Raw genomic sequence first — 22,999 nt, 5'->3', positions numbered from 1 at the left:
ATTATTGATGCGGCGACAAGCGATTCATCGCTTGGTTTGGGTCTTCTAATCTTAACGGATAATAATAGCATTCTTTGCCCATAACAACCACTGATTCAGCGCTCAACAGCGAGGTGACAGACATTGAGAGTAGGTCTGCGTAGCAATAAACTATTGTGCTCAAAACTATTATGCTTAAAGATATGTCGGTAGTTTTTTCTTAATTGATAAGCTTTTCATAAGCTGTCTATGTAAAGCGGGCAAGTTGATAGGGTCTTGGGTCGATAGCGTGCGCTTCATCAAAATAGTATGCCGCGATCATTTGTGCGCTAACAACCGCTTGCGTCAGCCCTAAATGCTGATGGCCGAAATTTAAAAACACGCGCTCAATATTATCGATAACTGGTAAGGAGTCTGAGGTCGATGGTCGAAAGCCCATCCATGGCATATTATCAGCCGAATTTAATGGCGTTTTTAACATGGGCTGCGCGTGTTGTAAGAGGATGTGTGCCCGTTGCATATTAGCAGGGGCTTCAAGTCCTGCATATTCCACTGTGCCAGCCAAGCGTAGACCTTCTTGCATCGGTGTCATCACAAAGCGCCGATCCAGACTGGTTACGGGCATCTGTAAACGTGCGCTTTCGTGCGGTAGCATTAAGTGATAACCACGTTCGGTGTCTAAAGGAACATTGACGCCTGTTAGCTGTTTGGCCAATATTTTAGAATGAGCCCCGGCCGACAACATCACCTTGGAAGCTACGATATCACCTTGATTGGTCGTTAAATGGATGCCTTCAACGTTAGTCTTTGCTTCAAAGACACGGCAATGTTCAATAATGTGACCGCCTAATTGTCTAAATGTGATGCTAAGCTGGTTGATGGCGGCTGTTAAGTTGGTGATATGGCCCGTATTTGGGAACAATAACGCCGCTAACTGGTTATCTTGTAAGGCGGGTTCATGCTCTAATAAGCTCTCTTTCGTCAACAACTCATTAGCTACGCCGACATCATTAAGACGTCTGCCATGGGTCTTCAGAGAGTCTAAGCTACTGGTCTTCTCGACTGTTAATAACGAGCCTTTCACTTTTATCCAATCGTCTAACTGCCACTGCTGGGAGAAGTCTAACCATGCTTGTAGGCAATTATCATTTAAGCTTAATAGGGCTTGATGGATACGGGAAAATGGTTCAGGGCGCATATTCATTAGTAACTGAATAGCCCAAGGCGTCAAGCGTGGCAGATAGCGCCAATCTATGCGCAGTGGACCTGTTGGGTTCAATAACATAGCTGGAATATGACGGAGCATACTGGCATCAGCAATCGGGAATACATGCTCTGGCGCGATATGTCCTGCATTACCAAATGACGCACCTTGTCCAACTTCATTTGCCTCTAGTAGAGCGACCTTTACACCTCGTGCTTGTAATGTCACTGCAGTTGCCAGACCAATAATACCACCACCGATGATATGTAAATCGAAGTTTGGGGTGTCCGTATCCATAAACGTTCTCTGTAAAAATTCTAAAAGTGCTCATGCACTGATTAAGGAGGAAGGAGTAACTGGTGTTATAACGGTCATCTAGCTAAAACCAATAACCTTAGGGCGTGCCTTCATTTTAAAAATGGGGATAAAAATAATGACACGCTCAGTTCAATGGATTAAGAAAATGAGCGCTATTTAGATAACTGAGATAGACAGCTGTTAATCAAATATCGTTGAAGGACGGCTATTTTAGCCGGCAGTTCAAATAATTTATGGGAATATCGCCCATTCAGTTTCACCAAATACATTTACTGTAAAATCAAATCAATAGCCGACCACTGCCGCATCGACAATACGTGGGTCTGAAGAACCATAGACGCCATTTGGCGTCATCATAATCGACTGGGTTGAGCCCATCGCTGACTGCGGACTGACCTTATGTCCCATTGACTCGAGCTTTTTAATCGTATCTATATTTAGCGCTTTCTCGATACGAATCTCATCGGGTAGCCATTGGTCATGAATCCGCGGTGCATGCGTAGCCTCAGCGATATTCATATCATGGTCGATGACGTTGGATATCACTTGCGTGACGGTTGTGATGATGCGGCTACCACCTGGGCTGCCCGTGACGATATAAGGCTTGCTGTCTTTAAATACGATTGTTGGACTCATCGAAGACAACGGACGCTTATTCGCTTCAACCGCATTTGCATCGCCGCCGATTAAACCATAACCATTGGGTACGCCAGGCTTGGCAGAAAAATCATCCATCTCATTATTGAGCAGGATACCCGTACCTTCAGCGACAAGCCCAGTACCATAAGAGAAGTTCAGTGTATAAGTATTGGCGACCGCGTTGCCATCTTTATCGACAATCGAGAAGTGCGTGGTTTGATCACTCTCGTACGGTAGAGGGTTATTGGCTTTAATGGTTGCAGCTGGGGTGGCTTTATCTGGATTGATTAACGCACGCAGTTTATCGGCATAAGCTTGTGAGGTTAACCCGCTGGCAGGTACGTCAATAAAATCAGAATCTCCCAAATACTCAGCACGATCGGCATAAGCAAGCTGCATAGCCTCAGCCATCAAATGAATGGTTTGCGCGCTATTTTGACCATAGTCTTTTAGCGGATAACCTTCCAAAATGTTTAAAATCTGCACAATATGAATACCGCCAGAAGACGGTGGTGGCATTGAGACAATCTCATAACCACGATAATCCCCTTTAACGGGCACGCGAGCGATGGCTTCATAATTTGCCAAGTCCTGCAAGCTCATATTGCCACCAGCATCATTGACCGCTTTAACCAATTTACGTGCCGTTTCCCCTTTATAAAATCCATCGGCGCCTTTTGCGGCAATCAGTTTTAGCGAATGGGCAAGCTCAGGCTGTTTTAAGCGCTCACCCGGTTGATAAGCGCTGCCATCAGCTTTAAAAAATATCTTTTTGGTACTTGGCCATTTTTGCATGCGCTCGCTTAACGCTTCTAGTGATTCAGATAGTCCAGGTGTTACCACAATCCCTTTCTCTGCCAATGCAATCGCTGGCGCCATCACTTGCCCGCGGCTCATTGTGCCGTGATCTTCTAATGCTTTGAGTAAGCCTGCAACTGTACCCGGTACACCAACGGCTAAGCCATGATATTGAGATAAGTCGCTAACGGCGTTGCCATCCTTATCAAGGTACATATCGCGTGAGGCGCTACTGGGGGCTTTTTCACGATAATCGAGCGCCACGGTTTTACCTTGTTTGGCATCATAAACCATCATAAAACCACCGCCGCCGATATTGCCAGCTCGTGGCAATGTGACCGCTAGAGCAAAACCAACCGCTACAGCGGCGTCAACGGCATTACCGCCATCTTTTAAAATCTTTAAGCCAATATCAGAGGCCAGCGCTTCTTGGCTTGCGACCATACCGTTCTTTGCCCAAACAGGGTGGTGAATAGCATCTTCAGAATAGATGGCTTGATCTGTTTTGGCTTGGATTTTTTTAGGCGTGAGCGTGTTGGTTTTCGCTCTCGTTACGCGCTGAGTCTCAGATAATACAGTCGGATTATCTACCATAATCGCTAAATTAATGGCATTGGTATTAAGCGAGGTTGGATTGATAGTGTTTTTAGTATTAGTCATCGGCTCAGCAGCATGAGCGGATAATGAGACTAAAAACGTACTACTGATTAACAAGATAGCCGCTTTAATCTTTGCTCTAGCTTGAAGGTTGCTATGAGGAGCGTCTATTTTGTTTTTTAGTGCTGAGTTTTGCATCGCAAATTCCTTTTTACGAGTGGGTTAGAAGTAAAGTTATCTGATGATTATTCGTTATGAGACAAACTTATCGACCGTTCTTATAAAAACGGTCGCATTGCTTAAAATAATAAGATAGCATGAGAATCAAGTTATATCACTTACATATGTTTATTAGAACGATGGAGATGACTATGAAAAGGTTAATGGCTGTGAGCGTTGGCTTAGCTTTTGCATTTAGCGCTGCCCAAGTACAAGCTTCGCCGACTATAGAAGAGTTTATGTCTGCTGAGAATGGGTCAGGTTCTTTTAATTGTGCTTACAAACTTAAAATTGCCAGTAAAAAATGCTTAGTAACAACTTCAACTATTAATTCTTCAAAGGATTATAGGGCTAAAGAAATCTTTGGTTCTCATGAGTCTTTACCGCTCCTTACTATCAAATGGCCAGATGGTGACAGTAGCCGTTATGTAGATATAGGTGGCGATGAAGTGTATGAGCTCATCAATTTAGCAGACCGTAAAAGCTATAATTATAAAACGATTAAAAATGCTCGCCAAAATATAGATTTTTCAAAAGGTTTGGTCATTATCAATGAGGATGGTAAAGAACATATCCGTTTATGGTAAATGTCTTTAATGCTTATTTAATATGCAGCGCTATCTTATCGGATAGCGCTTTTTTGTTTTCTCGAATATAAGAGTAATTATAAAAATTTCATTAAAATATTTCTGTATCTTTCCTAAAATGTAACCTTTTATGTTATAAATAACAGAATAATGACTAAAGTTATCATTGTCTGTTTTTATCAAATAAAGGGATTTTTATGGGGCAGCTTACTTCTCAAAAACGCACCTTAGCGCATCACTCTCAAGCGTCAGTTGTACAATCATCGATTACCTATAAAAAGCATCCTATAAAACTGGCTATCTATGCGTTTACCGCCGCTAGCGCCACGGTGACGTTGATGGGTTGTCAAACAACGGCAGATTTGTCATCGCAGTCCAATTTATCCACGACAGGCATAGATTTTAGTGTTGCTGACACTCAGAAAAACCAAACTCAGGGTAAAGTATTCAACACCAAATTGGATAAGAATGCTGAGCGTTATCAGCGTTTATTTGACCAAACTAAAAACCCAAATCCAGAAGTGCAAGCCAAGGCGCGTCTACTGAGTGCTATTCGTCAGCATTTAGCGACGGAGCACGTGTCAGTATCGCGGGCTAATTATCATTCCGTTCCTTATATTAAAGCCGACAGTATTGACGCCGGCTCGAGCAGTTTTTTTAGAACACTGCTCGAGCTTTATCTTTATAACAGTACCGCTGATGAAGATATTAATGATGATGAAAATCTAGAAGGAGCAGATGAGGCGGCGGTCGAAGAAGACATTGACAGCGATAATGAAGAAAATGATATTGAGGATAGCGATAAGGTTTATAGCGGCGATTCTGCCGCTGAAGCGGTGGCTGCCGCCGTCGCTGCGCGCACTGTCGAAGAAGAGCGTCGTTACGATGAGTATGGCTATGATCAAAATGGCTATGATGAGGAAGGCTATGATCAAAACGGCTACGACGAATATGGGTATGATAGTAAAGGTTATGATGAATATGGCCACGATAAGTATGGTTACGATACAGAGGGTTATGACGAGAATAACTACAATGAATACGGCAATCAGAGAGATGATAGCGCGTACGAAAGCGACGCTGGTGGTTTGTTATCTAATTTAAGCCGTATCAAATCAAAAGATTGGCTACGTAACTATGAAGACATGCAAGCCAGCAAAACGGCAAATGGCACTCAAGATGAAAATGCCGTTCGTGCTTACCCGGGGTTAATGACCAATCTTATCAATATGTTTATCCGTACCCCTGAACAAGTTCAAGCAATGAATGCCTACCATTATCAATACCTGACCCTCAATAGCGTCAGTCATTATAAGCCCAAACAAAAGCAACTACAGAGTGTATACAGCTACGACTATGTAGCGCCGACCATCCATTCATCGATTCAGCTACCGCTTGCTCTTGATTTTGACAAAGGTGCAGCGACAATCGATCCATCGGCGTTGATGCCCATCTTGGCGCTAGGTATTCCTGAGCATACGCCGTTGCCCGCGCAAATGACCACTCATACGGTGAATTTTGGCTTACCTGAAGCGGTTACTTCTATTGCTCAAATACCGTCAGGTGTCATTTATGATGCGGTCATTGACGCAGTACAAAACAGTATGGCAGAGCTAGAGCCAGAGTATTTCAGTGCTGTGGATATACGTGATGATGAGTTTGCCAAGGAGGTAGGCGCTGATAGGGCGGTTAAAGTCTATTTTGGCAGTCGTCAAAGCGGTGAGATGATAGGTAAAATATTTAAAAACATCTCACGCTCGTTGCAAAAGCATATTGACCAAAATCCACAAGACTATCCTGATGACAATGTATTGAAAGCTGCGATTGCTAAGATTGAATTGTATAACAAAGGCTATCAAAGTGCAGATGTTGGCGGATTGCTGCAGCTGATAGAAGCGGTGAGTCCTATCTCTTTTAATCATCTCAATTACTATTATTTAGATGGCTCAGACCATTTATTGGCAAAACAGCAACGAACCAATATCGGCAGTGACTTTTTTGGTTCACAAAACACGGTCTTGAATCAGACGCGCTATGATAGTGCCAGCTTTAACAAACATCCGTTGGCACCATTATTGGCACAATCTTTTGGCGCAAAGGCACCGGTCGCTATCGATGGCAACGCATGGCTTGCAACACAGCGTCAGCAAAAAGAGAAGTTAGAGAAGGCACGTTATGCGCGCTATGACTATGTAGAAGCAACTGAAGTAGAAGCAGCAGAGGTAGAAGCGAATGATGCAAGTGCTAATTATGCTGATTATGATGTCACAAACTCAGTAGAGTAGGCAGCCTCGTTTGATGATAGGCGCTGATATGCTGATATATTTTCAGTATCAATCATCGTTGCACAATGCTTAGCAGAATATAACGTCTAGCAAAATATAACGTCTTTCAAGGATAGAGAAAATGAAAAAATTAAATGTGGCCTTATCCATTAATAAACCGAAGCAGATAAATACCTTGTGCTCTAAATCAATGATGACGGTAAGCTCTTTGGTTTCTATGACATTGGTCGCCAGTACATTACTGATAACGGCTTGCCAGTCTACCAACTTGTCTACCAATCTTGGCCAATCAAAAAATTTGCAGGCAGATAATGCGCCAAGCGTTGCAAAAAACGCATTAGCCAGCGCATTACAGCAGCAACGCCGGCAGTCTTTTGCTTATCATAGTAATATTGAGGTTATTAATGAGCATCAATTTACAGCTATCGATAGTACACAACGGGTGGCATCAGACGATGTTGATAGCTATTGCGAAGATAACCACGACCAAGCTTATGCTGCCTTATTAACAAAAGCAGAAGCACAGAAAAAAGAGATTACGTCGATTGATTATGCGCCCCAGCGTGAGGCACTTAAGCAATCGTACCTAGCATGCTCAGCAGCTTATGAAGCATGGGCGGAGGTTCACTATGATAGTACTGCTTATAGAGTTGAGGAAGCAGCGGAGGACGTGGTAGACGCGGCGGCGGAGGTCGCGATGCCAGCATCATCTGATATAGATTCTGCTAGCGCAGCCAGTGTTGCTACCATCTCACCTTATTACCAAAAGCTATTTAATGAATATGACAGCAAAAAATCTACACTAGATATCAAAAAATCGCAATTACTGGATGCTTATCTGCTAAAGCCATTGTCCATGAATGCGCAGGGTGTTTATCAGCCGCTGGCAGGTAAGTTTACCATGCTGGGTAGTGCGCAGTATTTGGCGCGTAACCATCATAGTAGTATCAATCAACCTATTTATATCGATTTTAAAACCGCTAGCGTCTATCTGTGGGCAGACAATTTCGCTTTGCTGACATTAAAGCTTGCCGATGATAAGTTGGGCACCAAATGGCAAAATAAATGGTTAAAAATAGCCCTTGATGATGGCACGTTACCGAAAGATTTTGGTCGTGCCGTAATAAAAAGCCATATTCAAGCAGAAGACAGTGTCTATGCAAAGGCTGATGTGAGCCAGTTTAATTTTATCGCCCCAAATATTTTGATGGCACTGTCACCCAAATTACCTGAAAAGCAGCTAGCACCCATGCTCAATAGTGCAAAAATCATTCGCCGTGTCCAAAGTAGCGCGAGCGATGAGCAGGCTTATAAAGACTATATGGGCACCTTCTATAAACTCATCACTCAGCAATACCCTGAGCTGATAATGCAAAGTGTCTCTGATACGCAAGATGATACTTATGCTGCGGATAGTAAAATCACCAGTAAATCGATGGTCAAACAAGTTTTAGTAAAAATGAAAGATTTTGCTGATGATAAAATGCTGAGAACACAAGAAGCGGATTTACTAGAAACAAGCTCACCGGCCTTTACTGCAAATCTGCCCGTGCAAAAACTATACGGCTTTGATAAAGGAGGTCAGTTGCAATGGCAGCACAGTCGCCACTATCTACCTAACGATGCCAGTGGTGAATCAAGTGATGAGTTAAGTGATGATTTAAGTGTAGAAACCATAGAAAAGAGCAGTCTGATTGTTGATGCCCTTACTCAATATATGCCTATCCGTGCTCAAGATAAGGCGTTTCCCAACCTACCGAATGACAGTCAGATACCAAACGCCAGCAACAGCATTGATTTAAAAGAATATAGCGCTGAGCTTGGCGAATATTACCGTCAAGGTAATGGTACCGCAATGGGCAAAACGCTATTTAATATGCTACCGATGTATAAACAGCGTTTCGGCTTGGTAGAATAACAGAAGGGAGCTAAACTCTAGGTTTGTAATCAATTTAAATGTGTTAAGTACGGTAAATAAATGCTTGCTAAACATTTATAAAGACAACAAAAAAGCGCACCGGCTAACCGATGCGCTTTTTTATAATCTACTTCCTTAAATACTCATATTCTTATTAAAACATTCATATTGTTATTGAAGAGGAGCAGTCAATTACATGCCTTGCTGATACTTGCCATGCATATGACGATTTTTTGAACCATGATGATTTTTTGCTTTTCTTTCTGATTTTAATTGCGCCATTTTTTGACGCTGTTCAGGCGTTAGCACTTGCGAGATAGCATGCTCGGTTTGCACCCGTTCAATAAAGCGCTGCTTGGCTTTTGCTGCTTGTTGATCGGCTAGACGATTGACTGCTGCTGTGTCTAAAGTTTTGGCATTGGTCAACGCCTGCATTTGTTGTTGCATTTGCGCGCGTTCTGCTTGATGTTTTGTACGATCGTTTTTGTGACCACTGTATTTTTCTTGCATAATAGCTTTGATTTGCGCCTGCTGCGTCGCTGTCAAATCCAACTGCGACATAGGGCCTCTCATGCCACCTTTACGCATGCCATCTTTATGCTGCTTTTGCATATTGGTCGTTGTTGCTGGCGTAGTATCGGTGGTTGCGTTGACACTGGTACAACCCGTAACCGTTAAGACGCTAGATATCGCGAGTACTGAGCCTATCAATAATTTTTTCATCATTATTACCTTAATAGTTACCTTAAATGAGGGAGCAAACGTTACTTATTTTACAAAATTTATGTTACAAACTGCATTTATTACGAAAAGCAGTTTTTTATCTGAGAAGTAACGATTGGCAAGTGTCCCGGATAGCCACTATGAATCATTACTTGCCGTCAGTGTTTGTTGCTGATAGCGGCTATCATACGACAGCTAGAAGTTGCGAACATTTATGAAATATTAAGAAAGGTAACGTTTGTAGCGCATTGATGGGCGCTTGCCTGATAATATGCGTCATGCTATGGCATGCTTGGAATCATTTGACTGAGCGGCAAGAAAGTAGAGATGAGTGGAGGATGAAGATGCCAAATATTTTATTGGGTGACGATGATGAAGAGTTGAGCCAACTGTTGCAAGAATATTTGCATAATCACGGTATTCGCTGTGACTGTGTCCATGATGGCGAGGCGGTCATAGAACGCTTAAAAGTAGCGATGCATGACAGTGCGCCTTATGATTTATTGGTGCTGGACATTATGATGCCAAAGATAGATGGGCTCAGTGTCCTGCGTCAGCTGCCAGCGATTAGCGATATTCCTGTCATTATGTTGACCGCAAAAGGCGAGGAGATTGATCGCATTATTGGGCTGGAGCTTGGCGCAGATGATTATATTACCAAGCCTTGTAACCCGCGTGAGCTGCTGGCACGTATTAACGCGGTGATTAAACGCAGCCGTATTACCGCCTTGGGTGCAGCCTCGTCAGAGCATACGCCATTGCCAGAGAGTCGCCTGCATTTGGACCAAAATCAGCGTATCTGTCAAATAGATGGCGTTGAGCTACAAGTGACTGGTACGGAGTTCGATTTATTGTTGGCGCTCCTCAAACAAAAAGGCGAGGTGGTAAGTAAAGCATGGCTGTCACAAAATGTCTTACAGCGTGAACTGCAGCCGTTCGATCGCAGCCTTGATGTGCATGTATCTCGCCTGCGTAAAAAACTCCAACCTTTTCATGATGAGTCTATCAAGGCGATTCGTGGTAAAGGTTATCAGCTGGTGCTGTAATGACGGACTCATCGATGCCTACTTCTACATTTAAGCCAAGAATGACACTATTTTGGCGGCTATTTCTCAGTCTATTATTGACTGTACTCATCACCTCTATCATCTCTGTTGTGGTAGAACGTTGGCTCAATGGCAAAGAGCTCAGCGCTCGGATGGACGTGCAAATTGACAGTCTGTTACTCAAGCGTCAAGAAGTGGTTGCGGCGCTACAAGCGGGTGATTTATTGGCAGTCAGACAGCTATACCGGCAAGACCGACGGTTGATGAGTCAAATTAGAATTTACGATGAGCAGGGCGCTATTATTTTTCCGCGTTATCGTTATAGAGAAGAGCGTCAAACAAACGGTCAGGAAGTGGAGCGTGACTTGCCATCACAGGCTATGTCTGACAATCGTAGAGCGCCTAATAATAAAAATGACAGCGCCTATGAAAAGCCTTCTTTCATTAATGAAATTCTGCATCCAGCGATGCCGAATAGAGAAGTGATTTTTGACCCTAATAATCGCCCAGAACTGGCAGATTTAACCGTAGATTTGCCGGACGGCCAAACGGCCATTATACAATTGCGCCCGCATTTACGTTTTGCCGACATTTTAGAGCTACAACGCGGTAATTTCACGGTGCGTTTGCTGCTGATTATCCTCTTTAGTACTTTGGTCTGCTTTTGGCTCAGTCGTACGCTGACTCGGCGCATCGGTCAGGTGCAAGATACCGTGCACCGTATGATCGATGGCGACTATCAACCCAATACCCATTTATCAGAGATGGGCTCTGACGAGCTAGGACTATTAGCAAAAGATGTTGCTCAATTATCGACGCGCTTGGCGGATAGTGAGCTTGCACGCAAGCAGATGTTAAGTGATATCTCTCATGAGCTACGCTCGCCATTGGCACGTCTTGATGTTGCTACTGAGCTGACGCGTGACTTTGCGCCCAATGCCAGCCGCTACCTCGACCGTATCGATAAAGAATCGGCACGTATGAATGAGCTGATTGAGCAAATTATTCATATTCAGTCGCTACAAATGCAGCAATATACCATCGATAATTTAGAAAATGATGCCGTAAATATTGTTGAACTCATCACTGAAATTGGCAAAGATGTCTGTTTTGAGTTTCAACATAAAAATGTGCGCTGGCAGTGGACGCCGCCCGATGTTTTATTATCGTCATCATCTGGTGCGTCTTTGACTGTGATTGGCAATCAAGAACAGTTGCATAGCGCCCTTGAAAATATTATCCGTAATGCTTTTATGCACACATCATCAGGCTCAACAGTCACCGCTGAAGTCACAAAAAAACGGTTCGATAATGGAAAAGATGCCCTTGCAATCGCTATCACAGATGAGGGTGGCGGGGTAGGAGAAAAAGATTTAGAGCGTATTTTTCAGCCATTTGTACGCCTTGATAGTGCGCGACACAGGGAAACAGGCGGCTATGGATTGGGATTAGCAATCGTTCACGCAGTAGTGATGGCACATAAAGGTCAAATTAGTGTTCATAATCGCCAAGATGGTATTCAAGGTTTAGTAGTACAGATAGTGCTGCCTATTCAATAACGCTAATTAGCAATAAGAAATCAATAATAAAAACTCTACTATTTAAATATATTCAATATTTAACATATATATGATGAACGGTAATAAATCTCCGACGAATGGTATTGTTACTCTCTGTATATTCATTAATAATAATATACAGAGAGTAATAATGATTTTACAAAAAAAGGCGTACTGTTAGTTAAGTGTTGTTACTGGTAACATTCCCTGAAGTATGGCTTTTATCCTATGAATTTATACCCCGTTTTATTTTGTCATATCAGCTCTCTAAAAATGGATTTTACTTTTGATTTCTCAAATCACATAAGTCTGTAAGGGAGTATACATCATGAACCGGAATTATAAAGTCATATGGAATGCGTCTTTAAACTGCTTTATGGCAGTTTCTGAGTACGCTAAAGCGCGTGGTAAATCGTCAAAATCTAGCGTGAGCTCAAACGCTACTATCAATACCACATGCACTCTTTCATCTACCCGTATTTTTCGTATAACCACTATCTGGTTGGGGTTAGTGACGGCTGGATTTAGTATGCAGGCGATTGCTGTACCTTGCGACGCTAGTACAGAGATAAAATGCGGAATTAATGCTACAACAGGAGGTCTTCATGGCATTGCTATAGGTAAAAATGCCACAGTTTTAGGTAGTCAAGGCATAGCCATTGGTGGCGGTTCAAGTGGTCAGAACACCACTGCTAATGGAGAGCAGTCTATCGCCATTGGTGCTAACACAGTATCAAAAGGGGCATCCTCTATCGCCATTGGTGGCGATGATCTAGATACAGCCTCAAAAACCAATATTGACGGCACACTATCTACTGGAGCATTCAATAGTGGCGGTGTAAACGCAGCCTTCAATGACTATGCTGGTCGAGACTTACTAAACACCAGTGACAATTATGGAGGATACACTGAAGCAGGTGGAGCAGCCTCCATAGCAATGGGTGCTAAATCTCGGTCTGCTGGTAACCTAGCAACAGCGATTGGCATACATTCAAGTGCAGCCGGTACTGCCTCGTCAGCGTTTGGTGTGGGCTCATCCGCAGTAGCAAAAGGTTCACTCGCATTAGGTGCTGGTGCTCAGTCCATCATAGATGATGGTGTAGCTCTAGGTTCAAGATCAGTGGCTAACGTTACAGGTGGTGCACTAGGCTTTGCGCCAACAAATGCTAGTGTCGCAGACAAAGCTGCTATCACAGCGACTAACAGCACAAGCCTTGGTGCTGTCTCTCTTGGCAATGCTAAAGACGGCAATCGTCAGATCGTCAATCTAGCCGCTGGTACCAAAGACAGTGATGCGGTGAATGTGGCGCAACTAAGAGGCTTATCTAACACAGTCGTCGCTAATAAAACCAAGTACTATAGTGTGAATTCAAGTGCGGTTGGCAATGCTGATAACTTGGGTGCAACCAAACCAAACGCCATGGCTATGGGTGGCAATGCATCAGCGACTGGTGGACAAGCAATAGCAATTGGTAGCGGAGAGAGTGGTCAGAACACCACAGCAAGTGGAGAGCAATCTATCGCCATTGGTGCAAACGTTGAATCAAGCGGCCACTCTTCCATCGCCATCGGTGGTGATGATTTAGATGATGCCTCAAAAACTGCTGGAGTAAATGATACGTTTAAGTATTATACAGGTGGTGATCTTATAGAAAATTCAGCTACTCCATATACTGGACATACTGAATCAGTTGGTGCAGCATCTGTCGCCATTGGTGTCAAAGCACAGTCCGAAGGAGACCTCTCCACAGCTGTGGGTGTGCGTTCAAGCTCATCAGGTGATGCATCTTCTGCCTTTGGTATGGGCTCTTCAGCAAGTAAAAAGGGCTCAGTGGCACTAGGTGCAGGCTCAACCACAATCACCGATGCAACCAAAGAAGAGAAAATGACCGTTGGTGGCGTAGAGTACGATATCGCTGGAGCGGCGCAGGGAGTTGGTGCTCAAGTATCTGTTGGCTCGGAAGGACATGAGCGTCAGATAAAGCATGTTAGTAGTGGTGCGGTTAATGAGAGCAGCACTGATGCGATTAACGGTAGCCAGTTATATGCGACAAACATAGCAGTAGATAAAAACAGTGCTGATATTGCTTTAGGTCTTGATTTTACTGGTGACAATAGCATGACGACTGTTAATCGTAAACTTGGTCAGAAGCTTACCATTCAAGGCGGCGAAACTGACTTGGATAATCTCGCTTCTGGTAACAACATTGGCGTAGTGGCTAATGATACAAACAGTACTTTAACAATCAAACTTGCTAAAGACTTAACTAGTCTTGATAGTGCAACCTTTGGCGATGTTATTATTTCAAATAAAGGTATTGACAACGGTTTCAATAGAATTACAAACGTAGCGGCAGGTATTGATTTTACTGACGCTGCTACTGTTGGACAGTTAGAGGCTACAACTTTTGCATTAGGTAAAGGCTGGGGAATCAGTGCCCAAGGTGCTAACGCTAGCAAAGTAGTAGGTGGCGATAGCGTTGATCTAAATAACACTGATGGCAATATTGTTCTCTCTAAAACTACTGATAGTAATGATGTTAGTTTTGACCTGAATCCCAATCTTAGTGTAGATAGTATAAAAGCAGGCGCTAACACCTTCAATAACAATGGTTTAACGATTGTAGGTGGACCTAGTGTCACCGTAGCTGGTATTAATGCTAATAACACTAAGATTACCAATCTTATGGATGGAGATATTACAAAAGATAGTAAAGATGCTGTTAATGGTGGTCAGCTTTATGTAATAGCTAATGATCTTAGTGGTAGTATCGCAACCAACACTACCAACATCACCAAAAACGCGGCTGATATCGTAACGAATACTGCGAATATCAGTACCAATACCACCAATATCAAAGCCAACAAAGACAAAATCGATGCTGGTCTCAACTTTGGAGCCGATAGCGGTGCCGTCATTAATAAACCAATCGGTGATGGCAGCGTACTCAGCTTCAAAGGCGGTAATAACATTAAGACCACCGCTGAAGGCAGTAGCATCAAGTTTGACTTAAATGGCAACATCAATGTCGATAGCGTGACGACTGGTGATACAACCGTCAGCACAAACGGAGTCGTCATTGCAGGTGGTCCTAGTATCACTAAAACCGGTATATATGCAGGTAATGGTGAAACTGCCCCTAGTATGACTGCTGCCGGTATCAATGCAGCTGGCACTAAGGTGACGAATGTTGCGGATGGCATGGCGCCTAGAGATGCTGTGAACTTCGGGCAATTAGACGCTGTTAGTAGAGGTTTGGGTAACAGTATTAATGAGCTTGGCTACAAAATTGGCGAAGTCGAAGATGACGCTAACGCAGGTATTTCAGCAGCGATGGCTATGTCTTCATTGCCACAAGCATTCATCAGCGGTAAACCCATGATAGGCGGAGGTATCGCGACATTCAATGGTGAGAGTGCTGTCGCTATTGGCTTCTCTAAAATGTCTAATGATGGACGCTGGGTGATGAAGTTAAATGGCACAGCGGACACCCAAGGGAACGTAGGTGCTGCAATCGGCGCAGGATTCCACTTTGACTAATTAGCTATGTAGTTAATTTAAACCAAGCTAAATAGTCATTGAATCATCAAGTAAAGCAAAAAAAGTGAGGCATTAGATGCCTTGCTTTTTTATGGATGGAAAATAACGAATAAAATATATGGGTTTCGTTAAAACAATAGATTAAACATGGTTTGAACTCGTTATCTAGAACAGCTTTTAACTACTTAACGTACCAAAAGAACAGGTGATAAGGTGCTAGCAATAATCTCCGTCGTAGTACTACCCAAAAATAAATGCTGGAGTTTAGAGCGTCCATAAGCCCCAACCACGATGATATCGATGTTATTGTCAAGCTGAAATCTGAGTAAGCCATCAACTGCATCAAGTTCTGAGAGCTGATGGGCATGGACGTTAAATCCTGCTGTTGTTAATTGCGCAACAGCCTTGGCAAGGCTTTTTTTAGACGTCTCATTATCATGACCGACCATCACGATATGACCTTGCAGCCCTTGTAAAAGATTGCTTTTCGCTAGCATCTGGATGGCATTCATCGCGGTTTTACTGCCATCAAACGCCACCATATAGGATTTGGGCTCTTTAAATTTCTCGGAACAAATTAACACCGGTATGTTTGAGGCACGGGCAACCGTTTCGATTTGGCTACCAATATTGATGCGGCTGTTCTTATGATCTTCACCGCGGCGTCCCATGACGATGGCACGATTTTTTGCTTGAAAATGTTCAATCGCTGGCAGCAGCTTACCGCGGCGTTGATAGATACAAACGTTTATATCTTTAAAACCACTTTGAATATGGCTTTTTGCATCTTGTACCAAGGCATTGCTGTAGCTGTTCACCACTTGCGCTCTTTGTTCATCCAACTCGGATAACTCATCGAGTAAAGACTGGCGACTATTAATGCCAATGGCGCCAGATAAGTCACGTCTGACCGAAGCTGCTACGTCGCTGACGTACAATAATGCCACCGATATGTCTAGCTTGTTTGCATACCACGCCGCATAATCACATACTGAGCCAGTCACCGCTGAGCCATCTATACAAGCCAAAACGTGCTCTTTCGTTATCATAATATGTCCTTAGTTTCACCTATCATCTGATAAGCCGCTTTTATCCTGATGTTGTAGATATTTTTAAACCTAAATCTCTCATAACTTGTCTTTAGCTATTATCTTACCTCAAATGCAGTCATTTCAACATTAAAGCACTGTGCTTTAAATACTTTCCCACAAATACATTTTTTAAATATAGAACAATATTTCATTCTTTAAGTCATCATGAGTAATAAGTTATGATAAATAATGAAGTGCATTGCAATTATAAAACATGAGTATGACCGAATACTAATTCCGTTTTCTACAAACTTTCAAATAGGTCTGCTAGTCAATAAGCTACTCTATCTCAAAAATTCATCTATTAATTGATAGATGATAGTTATATGAATTCCTACTATTTAAAAATTATATTTATCATATTTTCTATTCTTTCTTTAAGAAATATCTTCTATTTATATTGCTTCTAATGGCTTTTATTCAATAAATGTCTAATTATAAAGGTAAAAATTTGCTTCTATCATAATGTAAATTACCAAAGAACAGAGTATAACTCAGCCCAAAGTTACTGCTTAAGACAGTCTAGAGTTCCTTAAAGTTACAATTATCTCAATAACCATTTTTAATTTCTTTAGAAGAAATTTTTTAAATACTAGACAAGTATAAAAGTTTTTTGGTTATATGTATTTGAATAAAATTTAAATTAGCATTACGAAAAAATTAAAAAAGAAGATTAAATATTATCAATAATAATGAACTATTGTTAATTATTATAATAAAATTTAATAGTCAATATCAAAACCTAAAACAATCGGCTTGTCTTTTATTGTAAAGTTGTTAATATATGACATCGTATTTTATTGCTATTTCGGTATCAAATTTATCATTATTATGAAAATTTGGTTTTAATAGGGAAGTTACTAGGAAAAAAGGTATGAGTGCAATTAATCACGAAGAGCGCGTCCGTCATGAAGGTTTACGTGAAAAAATCATGTCTGCGGAGCAAGCAGCGACATTTATCTCACATGACATGAATGTTGGAATGAGTGGTTTTACGGGAGCAGGTTATCCAAAAGCCATCCCAGCTGCATTAGCAGAGCGTATGAAAGCGGCTCAAGCACGCGGTGAAGAATTCAAAATCGGTTTGTTAACCGGCGCGTCAACTGCCGCAGAATGTGATGGTGTATTGGCTGAAGCCAATGGTATCAAGATGCGCACGCCTTATCAGTCAGAAGCTGCCCTCCGTAAGCAAATTAACGCCGGCGAAACCCATTATTTTGATATGCACTTATCGCATGTCGCTCAGCAAAGCACCTTTGGTTTCTACGGTGACATGCATGTGGCGGTGGTTGAAGTGGCCGGTATCTTGCCAGATGGTCGCCTGATTCCTTCTACCTCTATCGGTACCAATAATGCATGGTTGCATAATGCTGACAAGATTATTCTTGAAGTAAACAGCCGCCAAAGCCTGTTATTAGAAGGCATGCATGATATCTTTGATGATATTGGTGTACCGCCATATCGTAAGCCAATTCCAATCACCACGCCGGGTGAGCGTGTTGGCTCGCCTTACCTGACCTGTGATTTGGATAAAGTCGTTGCCGTGGTCTTAACAGATTCACCAGACCGTAATAGCAAATTTGCTGATCCTGATGAATGCTCGAATAAAATTGCCGGTTATATTATTGACTTTTTCCATGAAGAAGTGAAAAAAGGTCGCATGCCAGCCAACTTATTGCCTATCCAATCAGGTGTGGGTAACGTTGCCAATGCGGTATTGGCAGGATTGCAAGCCAGTCCGTTTGAGAATTTAACCGGCTATACCGAAGTATTGCAAGACGGTATGTTAGATTTGATTATGTCAGGCAAAATGACCCAAGCTTCTGCAACCGCCATGTCGTTAAGCCCAGATGCATTAGATCGTTTTAACGCCAATATTGAAGAATTGCGCAAACGCATTATCCTGCGTCCACAAGAAATCACCAACCATCCTGAAGTCTCGCGTCGTCTCGGCGTGTTGGCCATCAATGCGATGATTGAGTGTGACCTTTATGGCAACGTCAACTCAACCCACGTCATGGGCACCAACATGATGAATGGTTTGGGCGGCTCTGGCGACTTTGCTCGTAACGCCTTTACCTCAATGTTTGTAAGTCCTTCGGTTGCCAAAGGTGGCGCTATTTCATGCATCACGCCGATGGTGTCACACGTTGACCATACCGAACATGATGTGATGGTAATCGTCACTGAGCAAGGTTTGGCTGATTTGCGTGGTTTATCACCGCGTCAACGCGCGCAAAAAATCATTGATAACTGTGCGCATCCAGACTATCGTCCTATGCTGCAAGATTACTATGATCGCGCTGCACAGACTGCTGGTATGCAAACGCCTCATATCCTGAGTGAAGCATTGTCTTGGCATCAACGTTATGTTGAAACCGGCGATATGCGCGTCAAAAAAGGTTTGGCTTTGGCGGTTTAAACGCTTAATTAAAAGCTTAACGCCAAAATCAGCGTTATAGCTAGCTGATGACACCATTAAAAACACCGCTTGTCTATTCAGATAAGCGGTGTTTTTTTATACTTTTATAATATCTAAAGAGAAATTTAAAAGTAAAATAAAAGTTAAGTTTATATTTTCGATAACCTCACTTGAGAGGTATGGATTTTAAATGCTTAGCTGTGGCTATTTAAATACTCAATCAACGGCTTAATGCCAGAGTCTGCAACACCAACGCCTTGGGCGACTAAGCGGCCTTCTTTATCCAAGACAGAAATCAGGTTAGAGTGGTTGATATCGCCATTATCGGCAAATTGATACTTGATATTTAAGGTATTGGCAAGCATGCGGGTACTGGCTTCATCGCTACGAATCAGGCGCCAGTTATCGCCAAGATCATTATGCTCAGCAAAATTTTTCATCACCTCGACGCTATCGCGCTCAGTGTCTAATGTCGCCAGTAAAAACTCCGTTTGCGCACGCGCTTCAGGCGTCATCTCTTTATAAATCTGTTTCATCGATTGCACTAAGATAGGGCAGGTGTGCTGGCAGCTGGTATAAGCCATCACCACTACTTGATTTTTACCCTTAAGATTATCAAGCTCAAAGGTATTGCCACGATGGTCTGTCCAGTCGCCGCCTGCCTGATAGATAGAATAATCTTGTCCCAATGCTTCTGCCGGTTCTTGCGCATTCATATCGGCATGATTCATCTGTTTATGGTCCATGTCCTTCATATCGTTATCATTATCTTTCGCTACTTTAGATTCAGAAGTAGCATCAGGTTGACTGTCTTGTGTCGTCGCCGAGTTAGGCGCGTCAGGGTTGCTACAAGCGAGTAAGCCAACGCATAGTCCAGCAGTCAAAGTTAGTTTGATAGCATGAGACACATGAGACACATGAGACACATGAGACACATGAGATAATGAGTGAGTCGCTGTATTTTGCAATCTTGTATTTTGAATGGTTTTTATTGTTTTCATAAGACAATCCTTAAAGGCTATTAAATTCAATTGAGAATAAAAAGTAGGGTGCTAGGTTAAAGTAGAGCGCTGTGTTGAAGCAAATTAATTACTAGCACAGCGAAAACCAAGGCTGCTAACCGTGTATTTGGCTTCTAAGCTTGAGCGAAAACCATAACGCATAAAGGCCGCATAATCGCTTGGATCGACCGCACCTGCTGCGCCCGAGCCGCAGAACATCTGTTGGTTTAGGTTGCTGTCGGCACGCGATTCGCCAGTGACTAAGCTATTGTTAAAATTCTCTGTCCATTCCCAAATCAAACCATGCATGTCTTTGACGCCCCAATAGTTGGCAGGGCTTTGTCCGACATCAGCAAGTTGGTCTTTGCTACCAGAAGATTTGCCATACCAATCAAGGATGCGCTGGTTGTAGCCGGCCTCTAAGCTACCATTTTTATTGGTGGTAGAAGCCTGTGCGACATATTCCCACTGTTCAACGGTTGGCAAGCGCTTGTTTTGAGCGCGGCAATACTGATTGGCGGCATACCATGACACATTGACCACAGGCTTTCGAAAATCCGCCTTTTTAGGGACAGAGATATCTTTGGTATTTAGCCAGTGCTTTAAATAACCGGCATCGGCAAAAATTGGCGCAATTGCTCGTTGGCGAAATTTTGGGTTTTCTTTTAAAAACTGATAAAACTGTATATTAGTGACTGGCAACTCATCAATTTTAAATTTATCAACTGCCACTAACGGTGAATTTTTACTCAAATATAACGGACGATAAGTGCCCGGCTGAATGGTTATCTCTTTTGCTTGCGCCTGCGTGCTCATAAACGCAAAGTCGGTTGTTAGAGTCAGTGCACTGACCACTAATAGCAGTGCTAGCGGGCGAGCAGTCGTATTCAGAATCTTTTGGGTGGTAATTTTTACAGTCTTGTTTTTATAAGTTTTAATGCTGCGAGTGTTGCTTTTGCGAGTGTTAGTGATGTAAGTCCATAACATAACTAATCTCCTAGTAGTCCCAAAAAAGGGTGGGGCGTATAGCAGTCAATCAAGCTGTTAATCATTTAGCCATTTAGTGAATTAACCACTATAAAAATTTTCTATTTTTAAAGCTTTATTTATCGTGACGGTGCCAAACTCAGATTGAGTGAGACACCGTTTTGACGTAACGATAGAATATTTGGTTATTTAATTAGAATGGCTTTTCAATAGTGACTGGTCGATAAAAACCTTTTCACCGAACAGTTAATAGTATCTGTCTAAATCCTATTATTTACGAGCGGCTTTGACATCTGCTGGCGTGACTTCACCACCTTTATTACCCCAACTATTGATGATATAAGTGACGACGTTAGCGACTTTTTCATCATCTAAGGCGACCGCTGGCATCACACTGTTATACTCTTCACCGTTAACCGTAATTTTGCCAGTTAAGCCATGCAAAATAGCATTGATGGCACGTTTGGGGTCTTGGTTGAGATAGTCTGATTTGGCCAATGGTGGGAAGGCTTTTGGTATACCAACACCATTTAATTGGTGACACGCCGCACAGTTACTGGCATAAACAGATTCACCCATTTTAATTCTTTCTTGCTTGTTGGCAGCGGTCACTACGGGAGCTGGTGCATTGGTTTTGCCGAGGCTTTGCGCCGCTGAGCCTTCAGGTAAATAGACCTCTTCACGTACTTTTCCAGAGTAAATTTTTGCATTTTCAGGACCTTGAACATCGATGATACCAAGTGCCCCTTTGTTAAATGCTCGGAAAATAGAGTGGTCGACGATCACAAGCTCGCCTGGGACATCTACTTTGAACTGGGTAATAGCCGCGCCACCTGCTGGAATAAGCGTGGTTTGAACATTATGGTTTTCAGCGCTACCGCCTTCCATATTTACTTTATCAAAAATCTCACCGATGACGTGGAATGATGAAACCAAGTTAGGACCACCGTTACCAACAAACAGACGAATCGTTTCACCAACTTTCGCTTTAAGCGAGTTTTCACCTGTTAGCGCACCTACTGAACCGTTAAATAACACGTAGTCAGCTTGTTCTTTTACCGCTTTTTCCATATCAAAAGGTTGTAGCCCTTTATCACCGTAGTTGCCTTTGGTGTAGAAATCGCCTTGCATCACATAGAATTCGCGATCAACTTTTGGTAAACCTTCTTCTGGCTCAACCAAAATCAGACCATACATACCGTTTGCGATGTGCATACCAACGGGCGCTACCGCACAGTGATAAACGTATAAGCCCGGTTTTAACGCTTTAAAGTTAAACTCTGAGGTATAACCAGGAGAAGTAAAGGAAGAGGCGGCACCGCCCCCTGGACCTGTCACGGCGTGTAAGTCAATATTGTGCGGCATTTTTGAATCAGGATGGTTTGACAAATGAAACTCAATTTCATCACCTTGACGTACGCGAATAAATTGTCCTGGCACCTGACCGCCAAATGTCCAGAAATTATACTCAACGCCATCTGCTAAGCGCATGGTTTTTTCCACAGTTTCCATTTTTACGATGACTTTTGCCGCATAGTCACGATCGATGGGTGGAGGTACGTCAGGCGCATGGGTGATGATGGCGTCAATCACTGGTAACTCACCATTTTTAGTATTTGGCGCCTTGCTATCTTTGGTCGCTTGAGTGGTTTCTGCTTTGGTTGCGCTGGCTTCATCAGGGGTTGATTTATCACAACCGACCATCCCTACTGTGCCAAGAGCGAGTAGACATGCTAGAGCAAGTTTAGAGTAGCTAAGTGATTGCTGATGAAAAGATGTTGAATTAAAAAGGTGCATAAGGCTCTCCAAAAATTGAAAATAAGTGGCTCATTTAACAAAGCTCGATTTTTATCGCTTCCGTCATCCTAATGTTAATTGTGAAGAAAAGTAAAAAATACTATTAAAATAATAAGATTAAACAATAAAATTATAAATATATTGAGCTTTTAAACTGGCTTCCATAAAATGTATTTTAAATGAATGTTTAAAAATATGCGAATTATTTCTGTAAGATTTATTCACGCTTTTTATACTGGTGAGTTATAGATTTAGCTAGGTATTTTTGCGATTTGGTGTACTAGAAGG

Annotated in this window: 15 protein-coding genes; 7 read left to right on the top strand and 8 right to left on the bottom strand. The window is 42.5% G+C overall.

Annotation, left to right across the window (positions count from 1 at the left end):
- Position 1: 1 nt before the first annotated feature.
- The 3 genes from JMW39_RS00550 to ggt form a co-directional block, all read right to left on the bottom strand.
- Complete coding sequence (locus JMW39_RS00550; protein ID WP_201542989.1) at positions 2–163, bottom strand: hypothetical protein; 162 nt, start codon at positions 161–163, stop codon at positions 2–4.
- Positions 164–226: 63 nt separating this feature from the next.
- A complete protein-coding gene (locus JMW39_RS00545) occupies positions 227–1,480 on the bottom strand; it encodes an NAD(P)/FAD-dependent oxidoreductase (RefSeq protein WP_201542988.1) in 1,254 nt (417 codons plus the stop codon).
- A 306-nt stretch (positions 1,481–1,786) separates the two neighbouring features.
- Positions 1,787–3,706: a gamma-glutamyltransferase gene (gene ggt / locus JMW39_RS00540; RefSeq protein ID WP_201543485.1), complete on the bottom strand. Its 1,920-nt coding sequence runs from the start codon at positions 3,704–3,706 to the stop codon at positions 1,787–1,789.
- A gap of 200 nt (positions 3,707–3,906) precedes the next feature.
- On the opposite strand from ggt, the gene JMW39_RS00535 reads away from it, so the two are divergent.
- From JMW39_RS00535 to JMW39_RS00525, 3 genes are all read left to right on the top strand, one after another.
- A complete protein-coding gene (locus tag JMW39_RS00535) occupies positions 3,907–4,341 on the top strand; it encodes a hypothetical protein (RefSeq protein WP_201542987.1) in 435 nt (144 codons plus the stop codon).
- A gap of 197 nt (positions 4,342–4,538) precedes the next feature.
- Positions 4,539–6,626, top strand: a complete 2,088-nt coding sequence (locus tag JMW39_RS00530; protein WP_201542986.1) for a hypothetical protein — start codon at positions 4,539–4,541, stop codon at positions 6,624–6,626.
- 121 nt (positions 6,627–6,747) lie between these two features.
- Positions 6,748–8,544, top strand: a complete 1,797-nt coding sequence (locus JMW39_RS00525; RefSeq protein ID WP_201542985.1) for a hypothetical protein — start codon at positions 6,748–6,750, stop codon at positions 8,542–8,544.
- A 192-nt stretch (positions 8,545–8,736) separates the two neighbouring features.
- On the opposite strand, the gene JMW39_RS00520 is transcribed toward JMW39_RS00525, so the two are convergent.
- Positions 8,737–9,267: a Spy/CpxP family protein refolding chaperone gene (locus tag JMW39_RS00520; RefSeq protein WP_201542984.1), complete on the bottom strand. Its 531-nt coding sequence runs from the start codon at positions 9,265–9,267 to the stop codon at positions 8,737–8,739.
- Between the two features lie 344 nt (positions 9,268–9,611).
- Between JMW39_RS00520 and JMW39_RS00515 the strand changes: the two genes are divergently transcribed.
- The 3 genes from JMW39_RS00515 (at position 9,612) to JMW39_RS00505 (ending at position 15,413) form a co-directional block, all read left to right on the top strand.
- A complete protein-coding gene (locus JMW39_RS00515) occupies positions 9,612–10,313 on the top strand; it encodes a response regulator transcription factor (RefSeq protein WP_201542983.1) in 702 nt (233 codons plus the stop codon).
- A gap of 14 nt (positions 10,314–10,327) precedes the next feature.
- Positions 10,328–11,872: a sensor histidine kinase gene (locus JMW39_RS00510; protein WP_227679094.1), complete on the top strand. Its 1,545-nt coding sequence runs from the start codon at positions 10,328–10,330 to the stop codon at positions 11,870–11,872.
- A 328-nt stretch (positions 11,873–12,200) separates the two neighbouring features.
- Positions 12,201–15,413 carry a YadA-like family protein gene (locus JMW39_RS00505; RefSeq protein ID WP_201542981.1) on the top strand — a complete coding sequence of 1,071 codons (3,213 nt, stop codon included), beginning with the start codon at positions 12,201–12,203 and terminating at the stop codon, positions 15,411–15,413.
- A 185-nt stretch (positions 15,414–15,598) separates the two neighbouring features.
- Here the strand turns inward: JMW39_RS00505 and JMW39_RS00500 are convergent, their stop codons facing one another.
- Positions 15,599–16,462 (bottom strand): universal stress protein, encoded by an 864-nt coding sequence (locus JMW39_RS00500; RefSeq protein WP_201542980.1) that lies wholly within the window; start codon positions 16,460–16,462, stop codon positions 15,599–15,601.
- 916 nt (positions 16,463–17,378) lie between these two features.
- Here JMW39_RS00500 and JMW39_RS00495 point away from each other — a divergent pair.
- A complete protein-coding gene (locus tag JMW39_RS00495; RefSeq protein WP_149490080.1) occupies positions 17,379–18,926 on the top strand; it encodes an acetyl-CoA hydrolase/transferase family protein in 1,548 nt (515 codons plus the stop codon).
- Positions 18,927–19,120: 194 nt separating this feature from the next.
- Here the strand turns inward: JMW39_RS00495 and JMW39_RS00490 are convergent, their stop codons facing one another.
- The 3 genes from JMW39_RS00490 to nirK form a co-directional block, all read right to left on the bottom strand.
- Positions 19,121–19,927 (bottom strand): SCO family protein, encoded by an 807-nt coding sequence (locus JMW39_RS00490; protein WP_201542979.1) that lies wholly within the window; start codon positions 19,925–19,927, stop codon positions 19,121–19,123.
- Between the two features lie 84 nt (positions 19,928–20,011).
- Positions 20,012–20,914 carry a formylglycine-generating enzyme family protein gene (locus tag JMW39_RS00485; protein ID WP_201542978.1) on the bottom strand — a complete coding sequence of 301 codons (903 nt, stop codon included), beginning with the start codon at positions 20,912–20,914 and terminating at the stop codon, positions 20,012–20,014.
- 270 nt (positions 20,915–21,184) lie between these two features.
- Positions 21,185–22,711: a copper-containing nitrite reductase gene (gene nirK, locus JMW39_RS00480; protein WP_265088423.1), complete on the bottom strand. Its 1,527-nt coding sequence runs from the start codon at positions 22,709–22,711 to the stop codon at positions 21,185–21,187.
- Between the last annotated feature and the right edge of the window lie 288 nt (positions 22,712–22,999).

The sequence above is a fragment of the Psychrobacter immobilis genome, assembly GCF_904846175.1.
GTDB lineage: Bacteria > Pseudomonadota > Gammaproteobacteria > Pseudomonadales > Moraxellaceae > Psychrobacter > Psychrobacter immobilis_E.
The sequence above is the reverse complement of the archived record's forward strand: the minus strand, read 5'-3'. Positions and strand labels throughout refer to the sequence as shown.

Coding starts and splice junctions, on each gene's coding strand:
- JMW39_RS00545 (WP_201542988.1), bottom strand. CDS start 1,480: ATGGATACGGACACCCCAAACTTCGATTTACATATCATCGGTGGTGGT.
- JMW39_RS00535 (WP_201542987.1), top strand. CDS start 3,907: ATGAAAAGGTTAATGGCTGTGAGCGTTGGCTTAGCTTTTGCATTTAGC.
- JMW39_RS00530 (WP_201542986.1), top strand. CDS start 4,539: ATGGGGCAGCTTACTTCTCAAAAACGCACCTTAGCGCATCACTCTCAA.
- JMW39_RS00525 (WP_201542985.1), top strand. CDS start 6,748: ATGAAAAAATTAAATGTGGCCTTATCCATTAATAAACCGAAGCAGATA.
- JMW39_RS00520 (WP_201542984.1), bottom strand. CDS start 9,267: ATGAAAAAATTATTGATAGGCTCAGTACTCGCGATATCTAGCGTCTTA.
- JMW39_RS00515 (WP_201542983.1), top strand. CDS start 9,612: ATGCCAAATATTTTATTGGGTGACGATGATGAAGAGTTGAGCCAACTG.
- JMW39_RS00510 (WP_227679094.1), top strand. CDS start 10,328: ATGCCTACTTCTACATTTAAGCCAAGAATGACACTATTTTGGCGGCTA.
- JMW39_RS00505 (WP_201542981.1), top strand. CDS start 12,201: ATGAACCGGAATTATAAAGTCATATGGAATGCGTCTTTAAACTGCTTT.
- JMW39_RS00500 (WP_201542980.1), bottom strand. CDS start 16,462: ATGATAACGAAAGAGCACGTTTTGGCTTGTATAGATGGCTCAGCGGTG.
- JMW39_RS00495 (WP_149490080.1), top strand. CDS start 17,379: ATGAGTGCAATTAATCACGAAGAGCGCGTCCGTCATGAAGGTTTACGT.
- JMW39_RS00490 (WP_201542979.1), bottom strand. CDS start 19,927: ATGAAAACAATAAAAACCATTCAAAATACAAGATTGCAAAATACAGCG.
- JMW39_RS00485 (WP_201542978.1), bottom strand. CDS start 20,914: ATGTTATGGACTTACATCACTAACACTCGCAAAAGCAACACTCGCAGC.
- nirK (WP_265088423.1), bottom strand. CDS start 22,711: ATGCACCTTTTTAATTCAACATCTTTTCATCAGCAATCACTTAGCTAC.